Annotated in this window: 17 protein-coding genes; 11 read left to right on the forward strand and 6 right to left on the reverse strand. The window is 72.8% G+C overall.

Annotated elements, in window-relative coordinates; all coding sequences use genetic code 11:
* A partial coding sequence (locus P4R38_RS19130) for a cbb3-type cytochrome c oxidase subunit I (RefSeq protein ID WP_277193563.1) occupies positions 1 to 343 on the reverse strand: 343 nt, incomplete at its 3' end.
* A 147-nt stretch (positions 344 to 490) separates the two neighbouring features.
* Here P4R38_RS19130 and P4R38_RS19135 point away from each other — a divergent pair.
* From P4R38_RS19135 to P4R38_RS19155, 5 genes are all read left to right on the forward strand, one after another.
* Positions 491 to 1,405, forward strand: a complete 915-nt coding sequence (locus tag P4R38_RS19135; RefSeq protein WP_277193565.1) for an ABC transporter ATP-binding protein — start codon at positions 491 to 493, stop codon at positions 1,403 to 1,405.
* Entirely contained in the window at positions 1,402 to 2,322 is a 921-nt protein-coding gene (locus P4R38_RS19140) for an ABC transporter permease (RefSeq protein WP_277193566.1), read from the forward strand. Before P4R38_RS19135 ends, P4R38_RS19140 begins: the two co-directional genes overlap by 4 nt.
* Positions 2,323 to 2,336: 14 nt before the next feature.
* Positions 2,337 to 3,293, forward strand: a complete 957-nt coding sequence (locus tag P4R38_RS19145) for an ABC transporter ATP-binding protein (protein WP_277193568.1) — start codon at positions 2,337 to 2,339, stop codon at positions 3,291 to 3,293.
* Positions 3,290 to 4,006 carry an ABC transporter permease subunit gene (locus P4R38_RS19150; protein ID WP_275237396.1) on the forward strand — a complete coding sequence of 239 codons (717 nt, stop codon included), beginning with the start codon at positions 3,290 to 3,292 and terminating at the stop codon, positions 4,004 to 4,006. The genes P4R38_RS19145 and P4R38_RS19150 overlap by 4 nt, the downstream gene beginning before the upstream one ends.
* Positions 4,007 to 4,230: 224 nt before the next feature.
* Positions 4,231 to 4,911, forward strand: coding sequence for a DUF6445 family protein (locus tag P4R38_RS19155; RefSeq protein ID WP_275237395.1), 681 nt, complete (start codon positions 4,231 to 4,233; stop codon positions 4,909 to 4,911).
* Positions 4,912 to 4,913: 2 nt separating this feature from the next.
* Here the strand turns inward: P4R38_RS19155 and P4R38_RS19160 are convergent, their stop codons facing one another.
* Genes P4R38_RS19160 through P4R38_RS19170 form a run of 3 tightly spaced genes read right to left on the reverse strand, consistent with a single transcriptional unit; the run spans position 4,914 to position 8,785 of the window.
* On the reverse strand, positions 4,914 to 5,468 hold the full coding sequence (locus tag P4R38_RS19160) for a GNAT family N-acetyltransferase (protein WP_277193570.1): 555 nt from the start codon (positions 5,466 to 5,468) through the stop codon (positions 4,914 to 4,916).
* Positions 5,465 to 7,576: a penicillin acylase family protein gene (locus P4R38_RS19165; protein WP_277193571.1), complete on the reverse strand. Its 2,112-nt coding sequence runs from the start codon at positions 7,574 to 7,576 to the stop codon at positions 5,465 to 5,467. Before P4R38_RS19165 ends, P4R38_RS19160 begins: the two co-directional genes overlap by 4 nt.
* A gap of 42 nt (positions 7,577 to 7,618) precedes the next feature.
* Positions 7,619 to 8,785: a DNA polymerase III subunit beta family protein gene (locus P4R38_RS19170; protein ID WP_277193573.1), complete on the reverse strand. Its 1,167-nt coding sequence runs from the start codon at positions 8,783 to 8,785 to the stop codon at positions 7,619 to 7,621.
* 173 nt (positions 8,786 to 8,958) lie between these two features.
* Between P4R38_RS19170 and P4R38_RS19175 the strand changes: the two genes are divergently transcribed.
* From P4R38_RS19175 to P4R38_RS19185, 3 genes are read left to right on the forward strand one after another with little or no spacing between them, the layout of a single operon-like run.
* A complete protein-coding gene (locus P4R38_RS19175; RefSeq protein WP_277193574.1) occupies positions 8,959 to 10,455 on the forward strand; it encodes a phytoene desaturase family protein in 1,497 nt (498 codons plus the stop codon).
* A 49-nt stretch (positions 10,456 to 10,504) separates the two neighbouring features.
* Positions 10,505 to 11,209, forward strand: a complete 705-nt coding sequence (locus P4R38_RS19180) for a VIT1/CCC1 transporter family protein (RefSeq protein WP_275237390.1) — start codon at positions 10,505 to 10,507, stop codon at positions 11,207 to 11,209.
* The gene (locus P4R38_RS19185; protein ID WP_275237389.1) at positions 11,206 to 11,688 is read left to right on the forward strand and encodes a cupin domain-containing protein; all 483 of its coding nucleotides are present in this window, start codon (positions 11,206 to 11,208) and stop codon (positions 11,686 to 11,688) included. The genes P4R38_RS19180 and P4R38_RS19185 overlap by 4 nt, the downstream gene beginning before the upstream one ends.
* Positions 11,689 to 11,834: 146 nt before the next feature.
* Here P4R38_RS19185 and P4R38_RS19190 read toward each other — a convergent pair whose 3' ends face one another.
* Both P4R38_RS19190 and P4R38_RS19195 read right to left on the reverse strand, forming a co-directional pair.
* Complete coding sequence (locus tag P4R38_RS19190; protein ID WP_275237388.1) at positions 11,835 to 12,326, reverse strand: glutathione peroxidase; 492 nt, start codon at positions 12,324 to 12,326, stop codon at positions 11,835 to 11,837.
* A 70-nt stretch (positions 12,327 to 12,396) separates the two neighbouring features.
* Entirely contained in the window at positions 12,397 to 13,233 is an 837-nt protein-coding gene (locus P4R38_RS19195; RefSeq protein ID WP_277193575.1) for an alpha/beta fold hydrolase, read from the reverse strand.
* 94 nt (positions 13,234 to 13,327) lie between these two features.
* Here P4R38_RS19195 and P4R38_RS19200 point away from each other — a divergent pair, with 94 nt between their 5' ends.
* The 3 genes from P4R38_RS19200 to P4R38_RS19210 all read left to right on the forward strand — a co-directional run bounded on the left by P4R38_RS19200 (position 13,328) and on the right by P4R38_RS19210 (position 16,658).
* The gene (locus P4R38_RS19200; RefSeq protein ID WP_277193576.1) at positions 13,328 to 14,413 is read left to right on the forward strand and encodes a serine hydrolase domain-containing protein; all 1,086 of its coding nucleotides are present in this window, start codon (positions 13,328 to 13,330) and stop codon (positions 14,411 to 14,413) included.
* A gap of 92 nt (positions 14,414 to 14,505) precedes the next feature.
* Entirely contained in the window at positions 14,506 to 15,138 is a 633-nt protein-coding gene (locus P4R38_RS19205; RefSeq protein ID WP_277193577.1) for a DUF899 family protein, read from the forward strand.
* 86 nt (positions 15,139 to 15,224) lie between these two features.
* Positions 15,225 to 16,658: an aldehyde dehydrogenase family protein gene (locus P4R38_RS19210; RefSeq protein WP_277193579.1), complete on the forward strand. Its 1,434-nt coding sequence runs from the start codon at positions 15,225 to 15,227 to the stop codon at positions 16,656 to 16,658.
* Positions 16,659 to 16,661: the final 3 nt, after the last annotated feature.

Genomic DNA, 16,661 nt, shown 5'->3' on the forward strand with positions numbered 1-16,661 from the left:
CCGGCGCACCGATCTGCAGCGGCATGATCGCGTTCGCCACTCCGGAGAACAGGGGCGTCGCGAACAGCAGCAGCATGATCGTGCCGTGCATCGTGAACAGCTGGTTGAACTGCTCCTTGCTGTCCACGATCTGCAGACCGGGGTCGAACAGCTCGGCTCTGATCAGCAGCGCCAGCACACCACCGAGCAGGAAGAACGCGAAGGTCGTGACGAAGTAGAGGTTGCCGATCACCTTGTGGTCGGTCGAGGTGATCCAGCTGACCACGCGCTGGGTCGCCCGTGGGCGATGGGCCTGCCGCTGGTCGGCCGGGGTCTCGACGGTACCGACGGTGACACTGCCCATACGTCGACGGTACGACAGCCCCAAAGTGATGAGAAGGGTCTGCGACCGGCTGCGCGCAGGGCCGGAAGACCCCCGATCGACCTCGTTCCGGACCTCATGTCGGTGTCCTCGGGGCGCCGCGCCGAGGATCGCTCTAGGGTGTCCGCCATGGGGGTCGTCGGTACACGGGATCTGACGGTGGAGTACCCGCGCGTACGTGCGCTGGACTCGCTCACCGTCGACATCCCCGAGGGCGTCACCGGCGTCGTCGGGGTCAACGGCGCCGGTAAGTCGACGCTGATCAAGGTGCTGCTCGGTCTGCTGCGACCCACCAGCGGCAGCGTCGAGGTGCTCGGCATGAACCCCGCGACCGACGGGCCCCGGATCCGCGAGCTCGTCGGTTACATGCCCGAGCACGACTGCCTTCCCGCGGACGTCAACGCCGCGGAGTTCGTCATGCACATGGCGGTCATGTCCGGGCTGCCGCACGCCGCCGCGCGCGAACGCACCTCGGACGTGCTGCGCCACGTCGGTCTCGCCGAGGAGCGGCACCGGCCGATGGGCGGCTACTCCACCGGCATGCGGCAGCGGGCCAAGCTCGCGCAGGCGATCGTGCACGACCCGCGCCTGGTGCTGCTGGACGAGCCGACGAACGGCCTCGACCCGCGCGCCCGCGACGAGATGCTCGAGCTGGTCGACACGATCGGCCACTCGTTCGGGATCTCCGTGGCCGTGACGAGCCACCTGCTCGGCGAGCTGGAGCGCATCGCCGACCACGTCGTCGTCATCGACTCCGGACGCCTGCTGCGCGCGTCCGCGACCAGCGACCTCACCGACGTCACGGGCGACGTGCTCGTGGAGGTGCTCGGCCCGGCGGGCGCCGACCAGCGGCTCGGGCAGGCGCTGCTGGACCAGGGCATGACGGTCTGGCCGCAGGGCGACAAGGTCGCGGTCCGGGTCACCGACCCGTCCCAGCTCGACGCGATCCGCGACGCGGTGGTCGACCTCGACCTCGGGCTGGTCCGCATCCAGGAGGTCCGCCACACCCTCGAAGAGGTCTTCACCCAGGAGGCCGTCCGATGACCGCTACTCCGGCCCGCGGCGTCATCCACGACCTCGGCTACCGCCCGTTCACCGGACGTCGCCGTACCCCCGCGCAGACCGCGGTGTCGCTGTACGGCACGGCGCTGCGGCACTGCTTCGGCCTCGGCCGGGCCGGCAAGTCCAAGGTGCTGCCGTGGCTCATCTCGGCGCTGATGCTGGTGCCCGCGCTGGTGCTGGCCGGCATCATCATCCAGCTCAAGAAGATGTCGCTGCAGAGCCAGGCCGACCTCTTCGGGCCGCTGTCCACCTACTTCGGCTACCCGTACTGGACCCAGCTGCTGCTCACGATCTTCGTCGCCGGCCAGGCACCGGTGCTGTTCGCGCGCGACCTGCGCTACCGCACGATCGTCCTGTACTACGCCCGGCCGCTGTCGCGGACGACGCTCGTGCTCGTCCGGCTGGCCGCGCTGACCACCGCGGTGTTCGCGATCATCGCCGTGCCGCTGACCATCTGGTACGCCGTCGCGATCAGCTCCGACCTGCCCCGCGGGCAGCACACCAAGGCGTACCTCGCCGCGCTGGTCGGTTCGCTGGTGCTGGCCCTCACGCTGTCCGCCCTGACCGGCATGGTGTCGACGTTCACGACCCGGACCGGCCTGTCGGCCACCGGCGTGATCATCGTGCTGATGATCTCCTCCGGGGTGGTCACCTCGATCCAGGGCATCGCGCACGACCAGGGACGGGACGCGGTCGGGCACGTCGCCGCCGCGGCGAACCCGTTCAGCGCCGTCGCGGGTCTGGTGAGCGGCCTGTTCCATCAACCGCTGCCGTCCGACGAGATGACCAGACCGGTGGGCGTGGGGTGGAACCTGTTCTTCGTCGCCGTCTGCCTGGCCTGGGTGGTCGTCCCGACGCTGATCCTGCTCGCCCGGACCCGGAAGGCGGCGTCGCTGTGAACGACACGGGCACGGTGGAGCCACGACCCCCGCAGGCGCTGGACCCGCGACCGGTCGGCAGCGTCCTGGAGCTGCAGGCGGTGTCGCGGTGGTACGGCAACGTCGTCGCCGTCAACGACGTGTCGATGCAGATCGGCCCCGGCATCACCGGGCTGCTCGGCCCGAACGGCGCCGGCAAGTCCACGCTGCTGTCGATGATGGCCGGCCTGCTGCCACCGTCCGCCGGCACCGTCACCATCGACGGCCATCCGGTCCGCGGCGACGTCTCCGCGTACCGGAACATCGGGCTCGTGCCGGTGCAGGAGCAGCTGTACGACTACCTCACGGGTACGCAGTTCGTCCGGCTCAACGCCGACCTGCAGCGCGTCCCCGACCCGCGGGCCGCGACCGAGCGCGCCGTCGCGCTGGTCGAGATGATCGACGCCGCCGACCGCCGGATCAGCACGTACTCCAAGGGCATGCGGCAGCGAATCAAGGTCGCCTCCGCGCTCGTGCACGACCCTCAGGTGCTGCTGCTGGACGAGCCGTTCAACGGCATGGACCCGATCCGCCGCCGGCAGATGATGGACATGCTCACCCGCCTCGCCCGCGAGGGCCGCACCATCGTGTTCAGCTCGCACATCCTGGAGGAGGTCGAGCAGATCGCCCGCCAGGTCGAGGTCGTCGTCTCCGGGCGGCACGCCGCGTCGGGCGACTTCGCCCAGATCCGCCGGATGATGACCGACCGCCCGAACCAGTACCTCGTCCGGTCCTCCGACAACCGCCGGCTCGCGACGCTGCTGCTCGCCGACACCTCCGTCCGTGGCGTGCGGCTGCGCGGCCAGCAGGCGCTGGAGGTCGAGACGGACGACCTCGGCCGGTTCGGACACGTGCTGCCACGCGCGGCCCGCGAGCACGACATCCGCATCCTGGAGGTCACCCCGACCGACGACTCGCTGGAGAGCGTCTTCGCCTACCTGGTGGGCGCATGAGCACCCCGGTCGTCCGCCTCGCGATGCACTCGATGTTCGGGCGCACCCGCGCGCTGCTGCTCTACGCCCTGCCGGTGCTGCTGGTCGTGCTGGCGCTGCTGGTGCGCTCGCTCGGCGGCGACGAGAGCCCCGACCGCGCCGAGTCGCTGCTGTTCATCTACGGCCTCGGCATCGTCGTCCCGGTGGTTGCGCTGCTCGCGACCACGACGCTGATCAACTCCGAGCTGGACGACGGCTCGATCCTGTACCTGCTGACCAAGCCGCTGTCGCGCGTGTCCATCGTGGCCAGCAAGGTCGTGGTCGTCCTGCTCGCCGTGCTCACCTGTGGCGCCCTGCCGCTGGGCGTCGCCGGGTACGTCATGGTCGGCACCGCGGACCACGTCGCGCTCGCCGGTCTCGCGGGCGGCGCGGTGGCCGGCGTGGCGTACACCGGCATCTTCACCGCACTGATGACCGTGCTGCAGCGCAGCGTCATCGCCGCGTTGCTGTACTGGCTGGTGCTGGAGTCGACGCTGGCGTCGCTCCTCGGTCCGGCGCGCTGGCTCTCCGCCCGGTCGTGGGGCTCGGCGGTGCTGGAGTCGGTCTCCACCGTGTCGGCCGGCAAGCCCGACGTCCCGGTCTGGTACGCCCTCCTCGCCGCGCCCGTGGCGCTCGTCGCGGGCGTGCTGCTGGCCGCCCGACGGCTCTCGACGATGACGCTCTCGGACGAGTAGCCCCCTCCCGCCTCCCGCACCGGCCGAGCGCCCCCTGCAGGCCACTGCGTCACTGGAGCTCGACCGGCTTGCGAGTGCGTCAGATCTGTCTGACGCAGTTGCCTGCGCGGGCGCGCGGTTCTCCGGGTGATCGGCGGATGAGCGCGTCCGTGACAGGTGTCATGGGTGCGGCGGTCGCAGCGACCGTACGTTCACCGGCGTCCACCCTGCGACCGGGAGCGCCGATGACCACTCAGCCCACTGCTGCCGCGATGCGGCCGCTGCCGTACGACGAGCCCGTGCTGGGCGAGAACTACTGGGTGGTGGACGACGTGCTGCCGCACCCGATGGCCGTCCGGGAGCGGTGCGTCGCGAAGAAGACGTGGCAGCGCGGCGCGCCGTACACCGACCAGGTCTGGCCGGGCATGCGGGCGATCCCGTGTCTGGAGCCGGCCGAGCTCGAGGTCGTCGAGGGCCGGGTCCGCGAACTCACCGGCGCGTCGCGGTTGTGGGTGCAGGAGACGCCGAACGGCGGACGGCTCAACCACAACTGCGTCCAGCTCGTCGGGGAGAACGAGGGTCACGTCAAGCCGCACACCGACGCGCGCAGCCTGTGCACGTACGCGGCGGTGCTGTTCCTCACCCCCGGTGCGCCGGCCGGGTGCGGCACCGGCTTCTACCGGCAGCAGCTGCCGGGCGGCGAGGAGGGCGGCAACATCGTCGTCGAGCCGCACGACAACCTCGTGGACGCCCTCGGCACCAGGTACGTCGCGCCCGGCTCGTTCGTCGAGGACGTGCGGGTGGACAACCGGTTCAACCGGCTGCTGCTCTACCGCGCCAACCTCGTGCACAGCGCGACGGCGTACTGCGGGACGCACCCGTTCCAGCGGCGGATGACGGCGGTCTTCTTCTGGAAGGCCGACTGACCTCAGCCCCGGCCGGACCGCGCCCGCTCCCAGCCGGCGCGGTCGAGGAAGGCGAACTGGGCCCGCTTGTGCGGCATCTGCACCACCGGACCGAGCTCGGCCCCGACGCGGCGCAGCAGGGCGACGCTCCGGTGGTTGTCCGCGTCCGGCTCGAGCACCACGCGGTGGTGCGCGGCGTCGGACCAGACGTGCTCGACCACGGCCTCGATGGCCGCGGCAGTCACTCCGCGCGGTCGTCGTCCGGGCGCGAGCATCAGGTGGACGCCCACGTCCCCCGGCTGCCGGTCGTAGTGGTCGCCGATCTCGTCCACGTACGGGTCGTACGTCTGGAACAGCGCGACCGGGGCTCCCGCGTGCCGCACGAGGTACGCGGCCAGGTGCGGCTGCTCGTCGATCCACCGGTAGATGTCGCGGATGTCGTCGACGTCCTTGTCGAGCAGACCCCAGAACACCGCGCGCTCCTGCGAGGTCCAGGAGTGGATGAGCGCCGCGTCGCGGTCCGGGTCGACCGGTGCGACGGCGAGCTCGAGGGTCGGGTCGGTCGTCAGGTCGCTCATCGCTGCTGCTCGCGTTCCAGGGTCGCCCAGTCGGTCGTGAGCGGTACGGCGCCGGTGGTCCAGGCGTCGAACTGGTCCGCGCCGTTGGCGTGGTCGAGGTCGCCGTGCGCACCGAGCGGGACGACCCACAGGCTCGCGTCCCGGTCCGCGAGGTCCCACGCGTAGCGGGCGACGGAGCCTCGGGTCGCGGTCTCGGTCCCGGGCCACCAGCCGGTGCACCGGACGCAGTCGGAGTCGCCCCCGAGCGGCTCGCCGGCCGGCCCGCCGAGCTCGTGGGGCAGCCCGAAGGTCTCCAGCGCGTGCCACGGCCGGAACCGGTGCCGGTCGCCCCACGTGCGGGGCAGCGGCGAGTCGGCCGCCACCGCCGCGAGCGCGTCCCGCACGACGGCGACGACGTCGATGCCGAACGGCCGCTCGGCCGCGAGGAGCCGAGGCAGCGCGGAGGCGACGCGAGCCGGCAGCGAGCACCACGGGGCGTACAGGGCGCCGAACCGCAGCGGGTCCAGCAGCGGCGCGAGGGCGGGAGCGGCGCAGATCCGGTCGACCACCTGCTGGCGGACCGCCACGAACAGCCCGGCGTCCACGCTGTCGCCGCTCATCCGACGATCCCACGCCAGCAGCCGCTCGCGGACCCACGCGGGCGCCTCGTCGAGGTCGTCCTGCTCCTCGATGAGAGTGAGCAGCTGGGTGCCCTGCGTCTGCTGCACATCCATCAGCGCGGCCACGGCACCGGGCGCGTCCAGCCGGTCGGTGCCCTGGACGAGCGCGCCGAGCCGGTCCGCGCGGTACGGCGCGGCGAAGTCGGAGCTGATCCGGTCGTAGGAGTCGTCGATGCGGTCGTTGGCGGTGACCAGCCGGCCGTCCGAGGCTGCTGTGAAGCGTGGCAGATCGGAAACCGTTCCGTGCCAGCGGTTCTCGGGCTCATCAGCGGGTACGGGCATGACTCGGTTGGCGACGGAGCGGTCGGGCACCCGTCCGGCGACGCGATGGACCAGCGTGCCGGCTCGGTCGGCGACGACCACGTTGTTGACCGGCTCGACCCAGTGCTCGAGCGCCGCCTCGACGTCGGTGACGGAGCGGGCGTGCAGCAGTGGCAGGAGCGCCTCGAACCCCAGGTCGCCGTCGACGAACGTCGGGGTGCACAGGCTGATCGCGGTGTCCTCGTCCGGACCGCCGAGGATCACCGGGCCGCGCTCGGTGACCAGCACCTCGACGTCGACCGGCTGGCCGTCGCGGACGTCCACCCGCTCGACCGAGCGCCGCACGGGCTCCTCGCCGTCGGGTCCGCTCGCCCACACCTCCTCGCCGCGGCGCTCCAGCCGTTCGTCGTACAGGTCCTGGTAGTCGGCCGAGGCGTTCGTGACCGCCCAGGCGACCTCGCCGGCGTGCGCGAAGTGCTGCACCCCCGGGACGCCGGGGAAGGCGTATCCCGCCACGTCGAACGACGGGCAGGCCAGGTGGACCTGCGCGTAGACGTTCGGGGCCTCGAAGACGCGGTGCGGGTCGCCGGCGACGATCGGTGCGCCGCCGACGGTGCGAGCGCCGCCGACGCCGAACGCGTTCGAGCCCGAGTCCGCGCCGGCCTCGGTGCGCAGCAGCGTCAGCCCCTCGTCGCCGAGCGCGTCGTGGACCATGCGGCGCCACAGCTTGCTCGGGTAGGAGCCGAACAGGATGTGCTGCACCAGGAAGATCGACAGCGGGGTCCAGGGTGACCACGGCCGGACCGCCGCGCGGCGCTCCCACAGCTCCGGCGCGCTCAGTCCGTCGGCGTAGGCGGCATCGACGCCCGCGACGTACGCCGCGACCCAGCCCCGGGTCTGCTCGGAGAGAGCGTCGTACGCGCGGCGGGCGGTCTCGTCGAGGCGGCTGCGGAGGGCGAACACGTCCCACTCGACACCGGACGCACCGACCAGCGCAGCCACCCGGCCCTCGCCGCGGAGCCGCTCGATCTCCAGCTGCCAGGCGCGGTCCCGGACCGTCTCGTACCCTTGCGCGAACGCGAGGTCGGGCACGGACGCGGCGCGCAGGTGCGGGATGCCGTACGCGTCGCGGATCACCTCGTACGACGGCCGGCTGACCGTGAGGTCCGGCTGCTGTGGCACGGGCACGGACTCCACGGGACCTCCAACGCTCGACAGGTGAGGGTGACCTTACCCGGGCGCCGGCGCGGTCACCCGTACGGGCATGACGAGGGTCGTGAACGTGCCCTGGTCGGCCGACCGGACGACGACCGGCCGGTCGGACGCGATCACCTCCAGCAGCACGTCGGGGCCGACGCTCGTCTCCAGGGCGGCGGCGAGCAGGGACGGGCGGAACGCGATCGGCTCCGGCGAGCCGGTGCACACCGCGTTGAGCCGCACGCCCTCGTCGTCGCCCTCGGCCCGCACGGTCAGGGCGGCACCGTCGGCGGCGAGCACGACCGGGCCGTCCGCGCCGGTCGCGCCGGTCGCGCCGGTCGCGCCGGTCGCGCCGGTCGCGAGCACGGTCCGTTGCAGGGCCACGCGGTCGACGATGACCCGTTGTCGCGGGGTGTCGACCCGCTCGAAGATGACGCGGTACGAGGGGAACTCGTCGACGAGCAGCGGTACGTCGCGGACGTCGGCGGCGCCGTCGGCCGGCGCGACGGTGAGGCCGGCCGAGGTGGCGCGCAGGACCACTCGGTCGTACCGGGCGACCCAGGCCGCGAGCGCGGAGAGCTCATCGACGGGCACCAGCACGCGACGGTCGGGGCCGTCCACGGCGTGCGTCGGGAGGGTGCGCATGGCCAGCCAGTAGCGATCGGTCGCGATCACGACCAGCTCCGCCCCGGTGATGTCCAGCAGCACGCCCGTCAGGGCGGGGACGTCGGGGACCTGCGCGGCGGCCGGTGCCACCTGCCGAATCGCGCTGGCCAGCTCGGGACCGCCGACGCTGACCGTGGTCGGGCCGCCGGCCGCACCGCGGTCGCCGTCGGCGACCCCGCCCGCGCCGTCACCCTCGACCGTGAGGGCCGCGACGAGGTCGGCGACGACCTCGCCGGCTCGTCGGGCGCGGCCCTGCGTCGCTGCGACGTGCGCCTCGAGCGCGCGGTGCGCCTCCTCGCGCTGCCCGTCGAGCACCAGCCTGACCTGCGGCAGCGGCACGTCGATCTCGCGCAGCCGCCGGATGAGGACCGCGCGGTGCTCCTGCGCCGCGGCGTAGTAGCGGTACCCCGAGCGCGCGTCGACCTCGACGGGTCGCAGGAGGTCGCAGTCGTCGTAGAAGCGCAGGGCACTCGGGCTCAGCCCGACCAGTCGCGCGAACGAGCTGATGGTGAGCAGCGGTTCCGGGTCGGTCACGACCTCACTCTCGACCCTCGGGCCACTCGAAGGTCAACTCGGCCCGGCGATGTCGAGTCCGGCCTCACGAGGTCGGCCCGGGCCGGTCGGGATCGGCGCGCACGTCTGGACGGTCGACCGGCCGCCCGTAGGCTGGCGAGGACTCCTTGCCGACGACGATCACGAGGTCCCCGATGCCGGACGACGGGCGCAGCAGCACCACCGCGGACGTGGCGGTGGTCGGTGCCGGACCGAACGGCCTGGCCGCCGCCGTCACCCTCGCGCGCGCCGGTCTGCGGGTGGACGTCCTGGAGCGCAACGCGTGGGCCGGCGGCGGGGCCAGCACCCGCGAGATCACGGTCCCCGGGTACCGCCACGACCTCGCCTCGGCCGTGCACCCGATGGCGCTGGCGTCGAGCTTCTTCCGGGAGTTCCGGCTGGACGAGCGCATCGACCTGCTGGTCCCCGAGCTGTCCTTCGGGCACCCGCTGCCGGACGGCCGGGTCGGCCTCGGCTGGCGCGACCTGGACCGTACGGCCGACGGACTAGGAGCCGACGGTCCCGCGTACCGGCGCCTGCTCGCCCCGCTGCTGCGCCACCTCGACGCGATCAACGCCTTCACGACCGCCTCGCTGCTCGGCGTACCCCGGCACCCGTGGGCCGCGCTGCTCTACGGGGTCCGAGCGCTCGAGCAGGGCACGCCGGCCTGGAACATCCGCTTCCGCGACGAGGTCGCGCCCGCGCTCATCACCGGTACGGCCGGGCACGTCATCGGGCGCCACCCACGGCTGTCGATCGCCGGTGGCGGGCTCGCGCTGACCATCAACGCCCACGGTCAGGGCTGGCCGGTCCCGCGCGGCGGCTCGCAGGCCATCACGGACGCGCTCGTCGACGACCTCACCGCCCACGACGGACGCGTCCTCCTGGGCCAGGAGGTCACGTCGCCCGACGATCTGGCCGGTTACGGGACGGTGCTGCTCGACGTGTCCGTCCGCACGTTCGACGGCATCTACGGTGAGCGCCTGCCGCAGCGTTATCGGACCGCGCTGCGGGGGTTCCGCCACGGCAACGGCGCCTCGAAGGTCGACTTCGCCCTGTCCGGACCGGTGCCGTGGACCAGCGCCGAGCTGCGCCAGGCGCCGACGATCCACCTCGGCGGCACCCGCGCCCAGATCGCCGCCTCCGAGCGGTCCGTCGCCCACGGTCGCTTCCCTGCGAACCCGTACGTCCTGGTGACCCAGCCGTCCGTCATCGACCCGACGCGTGCGCCCGAGGGCGGCGCCGTGCTGTGGGCGTACTCGCACGTGCCGTACGGCAGCCCGGTGGACATGACCGAGGCGATCACGGCGGCGGTGGAGCGGTACGCACCCGGGTTCCGCGACCTGATCGTCGCCTCGACCGCGACCCCCGCGTCGCGCCTGGACACGGTGAGCCCGAACTTCGCGGGCGGCGACTTCGCGACCGGGGCGGTCACGATGCGGCAGATGGTGCGGCGCCCGGTGCTCTCACCGCGGCCGTGGCGCACCCCGCTGGAGGGCGTCTACCTCGCCTCCTCCGCGACCACTCCCGGGCCGTCGGTGCACGGCCTGGCCGGCTGGTACGCCGCGCGGCTGGCGCTGAGCGACCGGTTCGGGCTGGACGCCCCCGACCTCGCGCCACGCCGACCCGTCGACCGCGGCGCGCGCGCCTGAGGCCCGCGGATCACAGATACGCGTCGCCCGGTCTGCCAGGATCGGCAGGGTGAGCCACGAGAACGAACCCCATGACGCGGGCCTGTCCGGCCGCCTCAACTGGCTGCGTGCCGGCGTCCTCGGCGCCAACGACGGCATCGTCTCGACCGCGGGCATCGTGGTCGGCGTCGCCGGCGCGTCCACGGACCGGACGGCGATCCTGGTCGCCGGCATCGCGGGCCTGTCCGCCGGTGCGATGAGCATGGCCGTCGGTGAGTACGTGTCGGTCAGCACCCAGCTCGACAGCGAGAAGGCGATGCTCGCGCTGGAGCGGCGCGAGCTGCGCGAGATGCCCCGCGAGGAGCTCGACGAGCTCACCCAGATCTACGAGGGCAAGGGTCTGGAGCCCGACCTCGCACGTCAGGTGGCGGTCGCTCTCACCGAGAAGGACGCGCTCGCCGCCCACGCCGACGCCGAGCTCGGCATCGACCCGGAGGACCTCACCAACCCGTGGCACGCGGCGTTCGCGTCGTTCGTCGCGTTCACCGTCGGCGCGCTGCTCCCGCTCGTCGCGGTGCTGCTGCCGGGGCCGTCCTGGCGGGTGCCCGTCACCTTCGTCGCGGTGCTCATCGCGCTCGCCATCACCGGCCACGTGAGCGCGCGGCTCGGCAGCGCTCGACCGGGTCCGGCCGTCGTACGCAACGTCATCGGCGGCGCGCTGGCCATGGTCATCACGTTCGGGATCGGCAACCTCGTCGGCGGAGCGGTCGGATGAGCGCGGCGCCGACGTCCCAGCGCGACCCGGCCGAGCTCCCCTCCTGGGCCCGCGGGCTCGGGCTGCAGCCGCACCCCGAGGGCGGCTGGTTCGCGGAGACGTACCGGCACGCGTCGACCTTCCGGCCGCAGGGGTACGACGGTGCGCGGGCGTACGCGACGAGCATCCTGTTCCTGCTGCTGCCGGGCGAGGAGTCGAGGTGGCACCGCGTCACCTCCGACGAGCTGTGGCTGCACCACCGCGGCGGTCCGCTGTCCCTCGACCTCGGCGGGAACGGCGATGCCCCCGCGGGCGGTGACGGCGTCCGGACCGTGCGGCTCGGGTCGGACTACCCGGGCGGCGAGGTCGCGCAGGCACTCGTACCCGGCGGCCACTGGCAGGCGGCACGCCCCGCGGGCGACGAGCCGGTGCTCGTCGGCTGCGTCGTGGCGCCCGGCTTCGACTTCGCCGACTTCGCGCTGCTGCCCGACCAGCCGTAGCGACCCGCTCCCTCCGGCAGAAGCTGGTCGCCGGCACACGCGTACCTGTGCCAGCCATCAACTTTCGCCGGTCAGGCCATGCTCCCGTCCGGCAAAAATTGGTCGCCGGCACACGCATGCGTGTGCCGACCGCCATGATCTGCCGGTCAGGCCTGGGGGAGGTTGGCCTCGATGGCGTCGGTGATCCGGGCGTCCTGCGGCTCGGTCGTGGGACGGAACCGGGCGACGACCTCCCCGCTCGGCGCGATCAGGAACTTCTCGAAGTTCCACTGGACGTCGCCGGCCTCGCCCTCGGCGTCCGCGTGCCGGGTGAGCTCGGCGTACACGGGGTGCTTCGCCTCGCCGTTGACCTCGACCTTCTCCATCATCGGGAAGGTCACGCCGTACGTAGCGGAGCAGAACGTCTCGATCTCCTGCGCGCTGCCCGGCTCCTGCCCACCGAACTGGTTGCACGGGAAGCCGACGACGGTCAGCCCGCGGTCGGCGTACTGCTGCTGCAGCGCCTCGAGGCCCGTGTACTGCGGCGTGAGCCCGCACTTGGAGGCGACGTTGACGACGAGCACCGCGCGGCCGGCGTACTCGCCGAGGGAGGTGGAGCGGCCGTCGAGCGTCTTCAGGGGGATGTCGTGGAGGGTCACGCGGTCAGGCTAGTTCGGGCTCGCCGCCCCACCCGGTGCGGGCGGGGCCACGCTCCCGGTGCGGGTGTGGTCAGCGGCCGAGCGCCTCGGTCACGAGCCTCGTGAACGCCACCCGGTCGTCGACCCACGGAAAGTGTCCGGCACCCTCCTGCACGGACACCGACGCGTCCTCGAACACCGCCGCCAGCTCGCCCGCGAGCACCGGCCCGGGTGCGAGGTCCAGCTCGCCGATCACGATGCGTACGGGGGCGCTCAGGTCGGCGAGCGCGGCGCGGGTGGCCTTCGGGTCGCTCGACCCGCCCCAGAAGCCGGCCGACGCGTCCAGGTTCCGCTGGCGTGCATCGGACGCCGCGTGCTCCTGCGCCTCGGTGGTCCACGGGCCGTACAGGAACGGCGACATCGCCTGACGCAGCTCGGCGGTGAACCCCTCGGACTCGATCCGGTCCATCGCCCGGCTCGCCTCGTCGAACCACGGCTCGCGCCGACGCCGGTCCAGCTGCGCCTCGTACTCCTCGTCGGTGTCCTCCAGCCCCAGCACCCGGGTGCCCGGGGTGAGGAGCACCAGGCGGCGCACCCGCTCGGGCCGGGCAGCGGCGTACAGGAGCGCGACCGCGCACCCCGCCGAGTGGGCGATCAGGTCGACCGACGCGAGCCCAAGATGCCCCCGGAGGGCGTCCAGGTCGTCCGCGAGCCGCTCCGCGGTGTACGCGGCGGGGTCGGCCGGCGCGCCCGTCCCGCGCGGGTCACCGACGACGATCGTCCGACCGGTCGCAGCAGCGAGGTCGGCCAGATCGCCGAGGTACTCCGGATCGCGCCCTGGTCCTCCCGGGACGAAGAGAACGGGTTCGCCGCTCCCCCACTGGCGGTAGGCGAGGACGGCGTCGTCGTACGACGTGTAGGTCGGCACGCACTCATCATGCCGACCGGCACCGCCGCGGCGCGCGGACGTTTTCCTCGGCGAGGACCGGCTCGCTGTCGGACCCCGTTGCTAGAAAGGGCCCATGCAGCGGTCCCGGCGCATCACCGATGCCCTCGATCCCCTCGTCCAGCAGGGCCACCTGCCCGGGTACGCGTTCGCGGTCCGCGAGCGCGGCGTCCTGCACGAGGGACGCGGCGGTGTCGTCGACCTGGAGTCCGGTGCTCCGGTGACGGCGTCGACCGCGTTCCGCATCGCGTCCCTGTCGAAGCTCGTCGGCGCGGTCGTGACCCTGCAGCAGGTCGACGCCGGGCGGCTCGCGCTGGACGACCCGATCGGCCGCTGGCTGCCCGAGCTCGCGCACCCGATCGGCCCGGACGGTCAGCCGGCACGGGTCGCGATCACGATCCGCCACCTGCTCACCATGACCTCCGGCTGGGGTGTCCTCTACGGCGGCGAGGACCGGCAGGCCGAGGCACTGGCGGAGCGCGGGATCGCGCCGGGTGCGTCGGCGCCACCCATCGCGCCGGAGACCTACCTCTCACGCCTCGCGGAGGTTCCGCTCGCCGCTCAGCCGGGCGAGGTCTGGCGCTACCACACCTCCAGCGACGTCCTCTCCATCCTGCTCGAGCGATTGACAGGCTCCTCGAACGACGACCTCGTGCAGCAGGGCGTCGTCCAGCCGCTCGGGCTCGGGCTGCTCTCGTTCGAGGACGCCGGCGAGGTCGCTACCTGGTACGAGTCCGGCCCGGACGGCCTCGTCCGCGGCCAGGCCGGCGCACCCGGGTTCCGCTCGTTCGGCAACGGCCTGGTCACCCGGCCCGCCGACTATCTCCGGGTGCTGGAGGAGGTCGCCTCGGAGCGACCCACCATCCTGCGGCCCGAGTCGGCACGGGCCATCCGCAGCCCGCAGATCAGCGAGGAGCAGCGTCGCGCCGCGGCCCCGGTGATCGACCCCTGGACGAGCTACGGGTGGCAGGTGTCGGTCAACGTCGAGGACACCCCGGCCCACGGCCGGGCCGGGACGTTCGGCTGGTCGGGAGGCACCGGCTGCGTCGCCGGTGCCGACCCGGCGTCCGACGTCGCCGGGGTCTACCTCGGCACGAGGGCGATGGGCGGACCGACCGGCTCGCGCGAGTTCGACGCGTTCTGGGACGCGGTGTACGCGTGATCGCCCCTGCCCGGACGGGCGATGTCGAGATCGACGGCCCGGCTCCGACGTAGCCACGCACGGACCCCTTCCCGATCGAGAGGTGCCTTCCCATGCCCAGCCGTACGCCTGCTCCCGCCCTTCCGACCGTCGTCTCCGAGCAGGAGTGGCAGTCGGCCCGCGCCGAGCTGCTCACCGCCGAGAAGGACCTCACCCACGCGCTCGACGCCCTCGCGGCCCGACGCCGCCGGATGCCGATGGTCCGCGTCGAGCAGGAGTACACCTTCGCCTCGCCGGAGGGTCCGGTGACGTTGCTGGAGCTGTTCGGCGAGAAGCACCAGCTGGCGCTCTACCAGTTCATGAACCTCGGCCCCGACCGCTTCTGCCCCGGTTGCACCAACTTCACCGACCAGGTGGTCGCGCTCGACACCCTCGCCGAGAACGGCGTCGCGTGGCGGACCGTCTCCGACATGCCGCTGGAGCAGATGACGGCGTACTGGCAGGAGCGCGGCTGGACGGTGCCGTACGCGTCGTCCCACGGGACGACGTTCTCGGCCGACTGCGGAGCGGGCGAGGGCTTCCTGCTCAGCGCGTTCCTGCGCGACGGCGACGACGTCTACCGCACGTACTCCACGACGCAGCGGGGTGTGGACCGGGTGATGTTCGAGGCGAACGTCCTGGACCTGCTGCCGTACGGCCGTCAGGAGGGCTGGGAGGACTCGCCGGCCGGCTGGCCCCAGGCGTAGCCGCCCCGCCCCTCGGGCTGCCGCCGCCGGCGACCCTGCCTATGCTCGGCCGGGAGTGTCAACGACGACCGAGGAGCGACCTGAGCATGCGCGAGTACGGACAGTTCTACATCGGCGGCCAGTGGGTCGACCCGGCTCAGCCGCAGCCGGACGACGTGGTGAACCCCGCGACCGAGCAGGTCGCCGGGCGCATCGCCCTCGGCGGCACCTCCGACGTCGACCGGGCCGTCGAGGCGGCTCGCGCCGCGTTCGAGACGTTCTCGCAGACGAGTCCCGCCGACCGCGGCGAGCTGCTGTCGCGCGTCATCGAGGAGTACAAGAAGCGCGCCGAGGACCTCGCCGCCGCCGTCACCGAGGAGATGGGCGCACCGGCCAAGCTCGCGACGACCGCGCAGGTCGGGATGGGTCTCGGCCACCTCGTCACCGCGTCCAAGGTCCTGGCGGACTACCCGTTCGAGGAGGACCGCGGCACCACCCGCATCGTCCGGGAGCCGGTCGGCGTCTGCGCGTTCATCACGCCGTGGAACTGGCCGCTGAACCAGATCACCTGCAAGGTCGCGCCGGCGCTGGCGACCGGCTGCACCATGGTGCTCAAGCCGTCGGAGGAGGCGCCGTTCTCCGCGTATCTCCTCGCCGAGATCATGGACGCCGCCGGTGTGCCGGCGGGCGTCTTCAACCTCGTCAACGGCGACGGCCCGACCGTCGGCGCGGCGCTGGCCGCCCACCCGCAGGTCGACATGATCTCGATCACCGGCTCCACCCGCGCCGGCGTCGAGGTGGCCAAGGCGGCGGCCCCGACGGTCAAGCGGGTCCACCAGGAGCTCGGCGGCAAGAGCCCGAACATCATCCTCGACGACGACGCGTTCGAGAAGGGCGTCAAGATCGGCGCCGCGGGCGTCTGGGCGAACTCGGGCCAGTCCTGCAACGCGCCGACCCGCATGCTCGTCCCGGCCGCCCGGATGGACGAGGCCGCCGCGATCGCCAAGGCCTCCGCGGAGAAGGTCACCGTCGGCGACCCGACCGGCGAGGTCAAGATGGGTCCGGTCGTCTCGAAGGCGCAGTACGACAAGATCCAGGGCCTGATCCAGCAGGGCGTCGACGAGGGCGCATCCCTGGTGGCCGGCGGCACCGGCCGCCCGGACGGTCTCGACACCGGCTACTACGTCAAGCCGACCGTCTTCGCCAACGTCAGCAACGACATGACCGTCGCGCGCGAAGAGATCTTCGGCCCGGTCCTGGTGATCCTGCCGTACGAGTCGGTCGACCAGGCCATCGAGATCGGCAACGACACCCCGTACGGCCTGGCCGCGTACGTCTCCGGCTCCGACCAGGACACCGTGCGCAAGGTCGCCTCCCGGCTGCGCGCCGGCCAGGTCAACCTCAACGGCGCGGCGGTCGACCTGAACGCGCCGTTCGGCGGGTACAAGCAGAGCGGCAACGGGCGCGAGTGGGGCCAGACGGCGTTCGCCGACTTCCTGGAGACCAAGGCCGTCATCGGCTACACCCCCGCCGAGGCCTGAGCC

It is taken from the genome of Luteipulveratus flavus, from assembly GCF_029439465.1.
Classification (GTDB): domain Bacteria; phylum Actinomycetota; class Actinomycetes; order Actinomycetales; family Dermatophilaceae; genus Luteipulveratus; species Luteipulveratus flavus.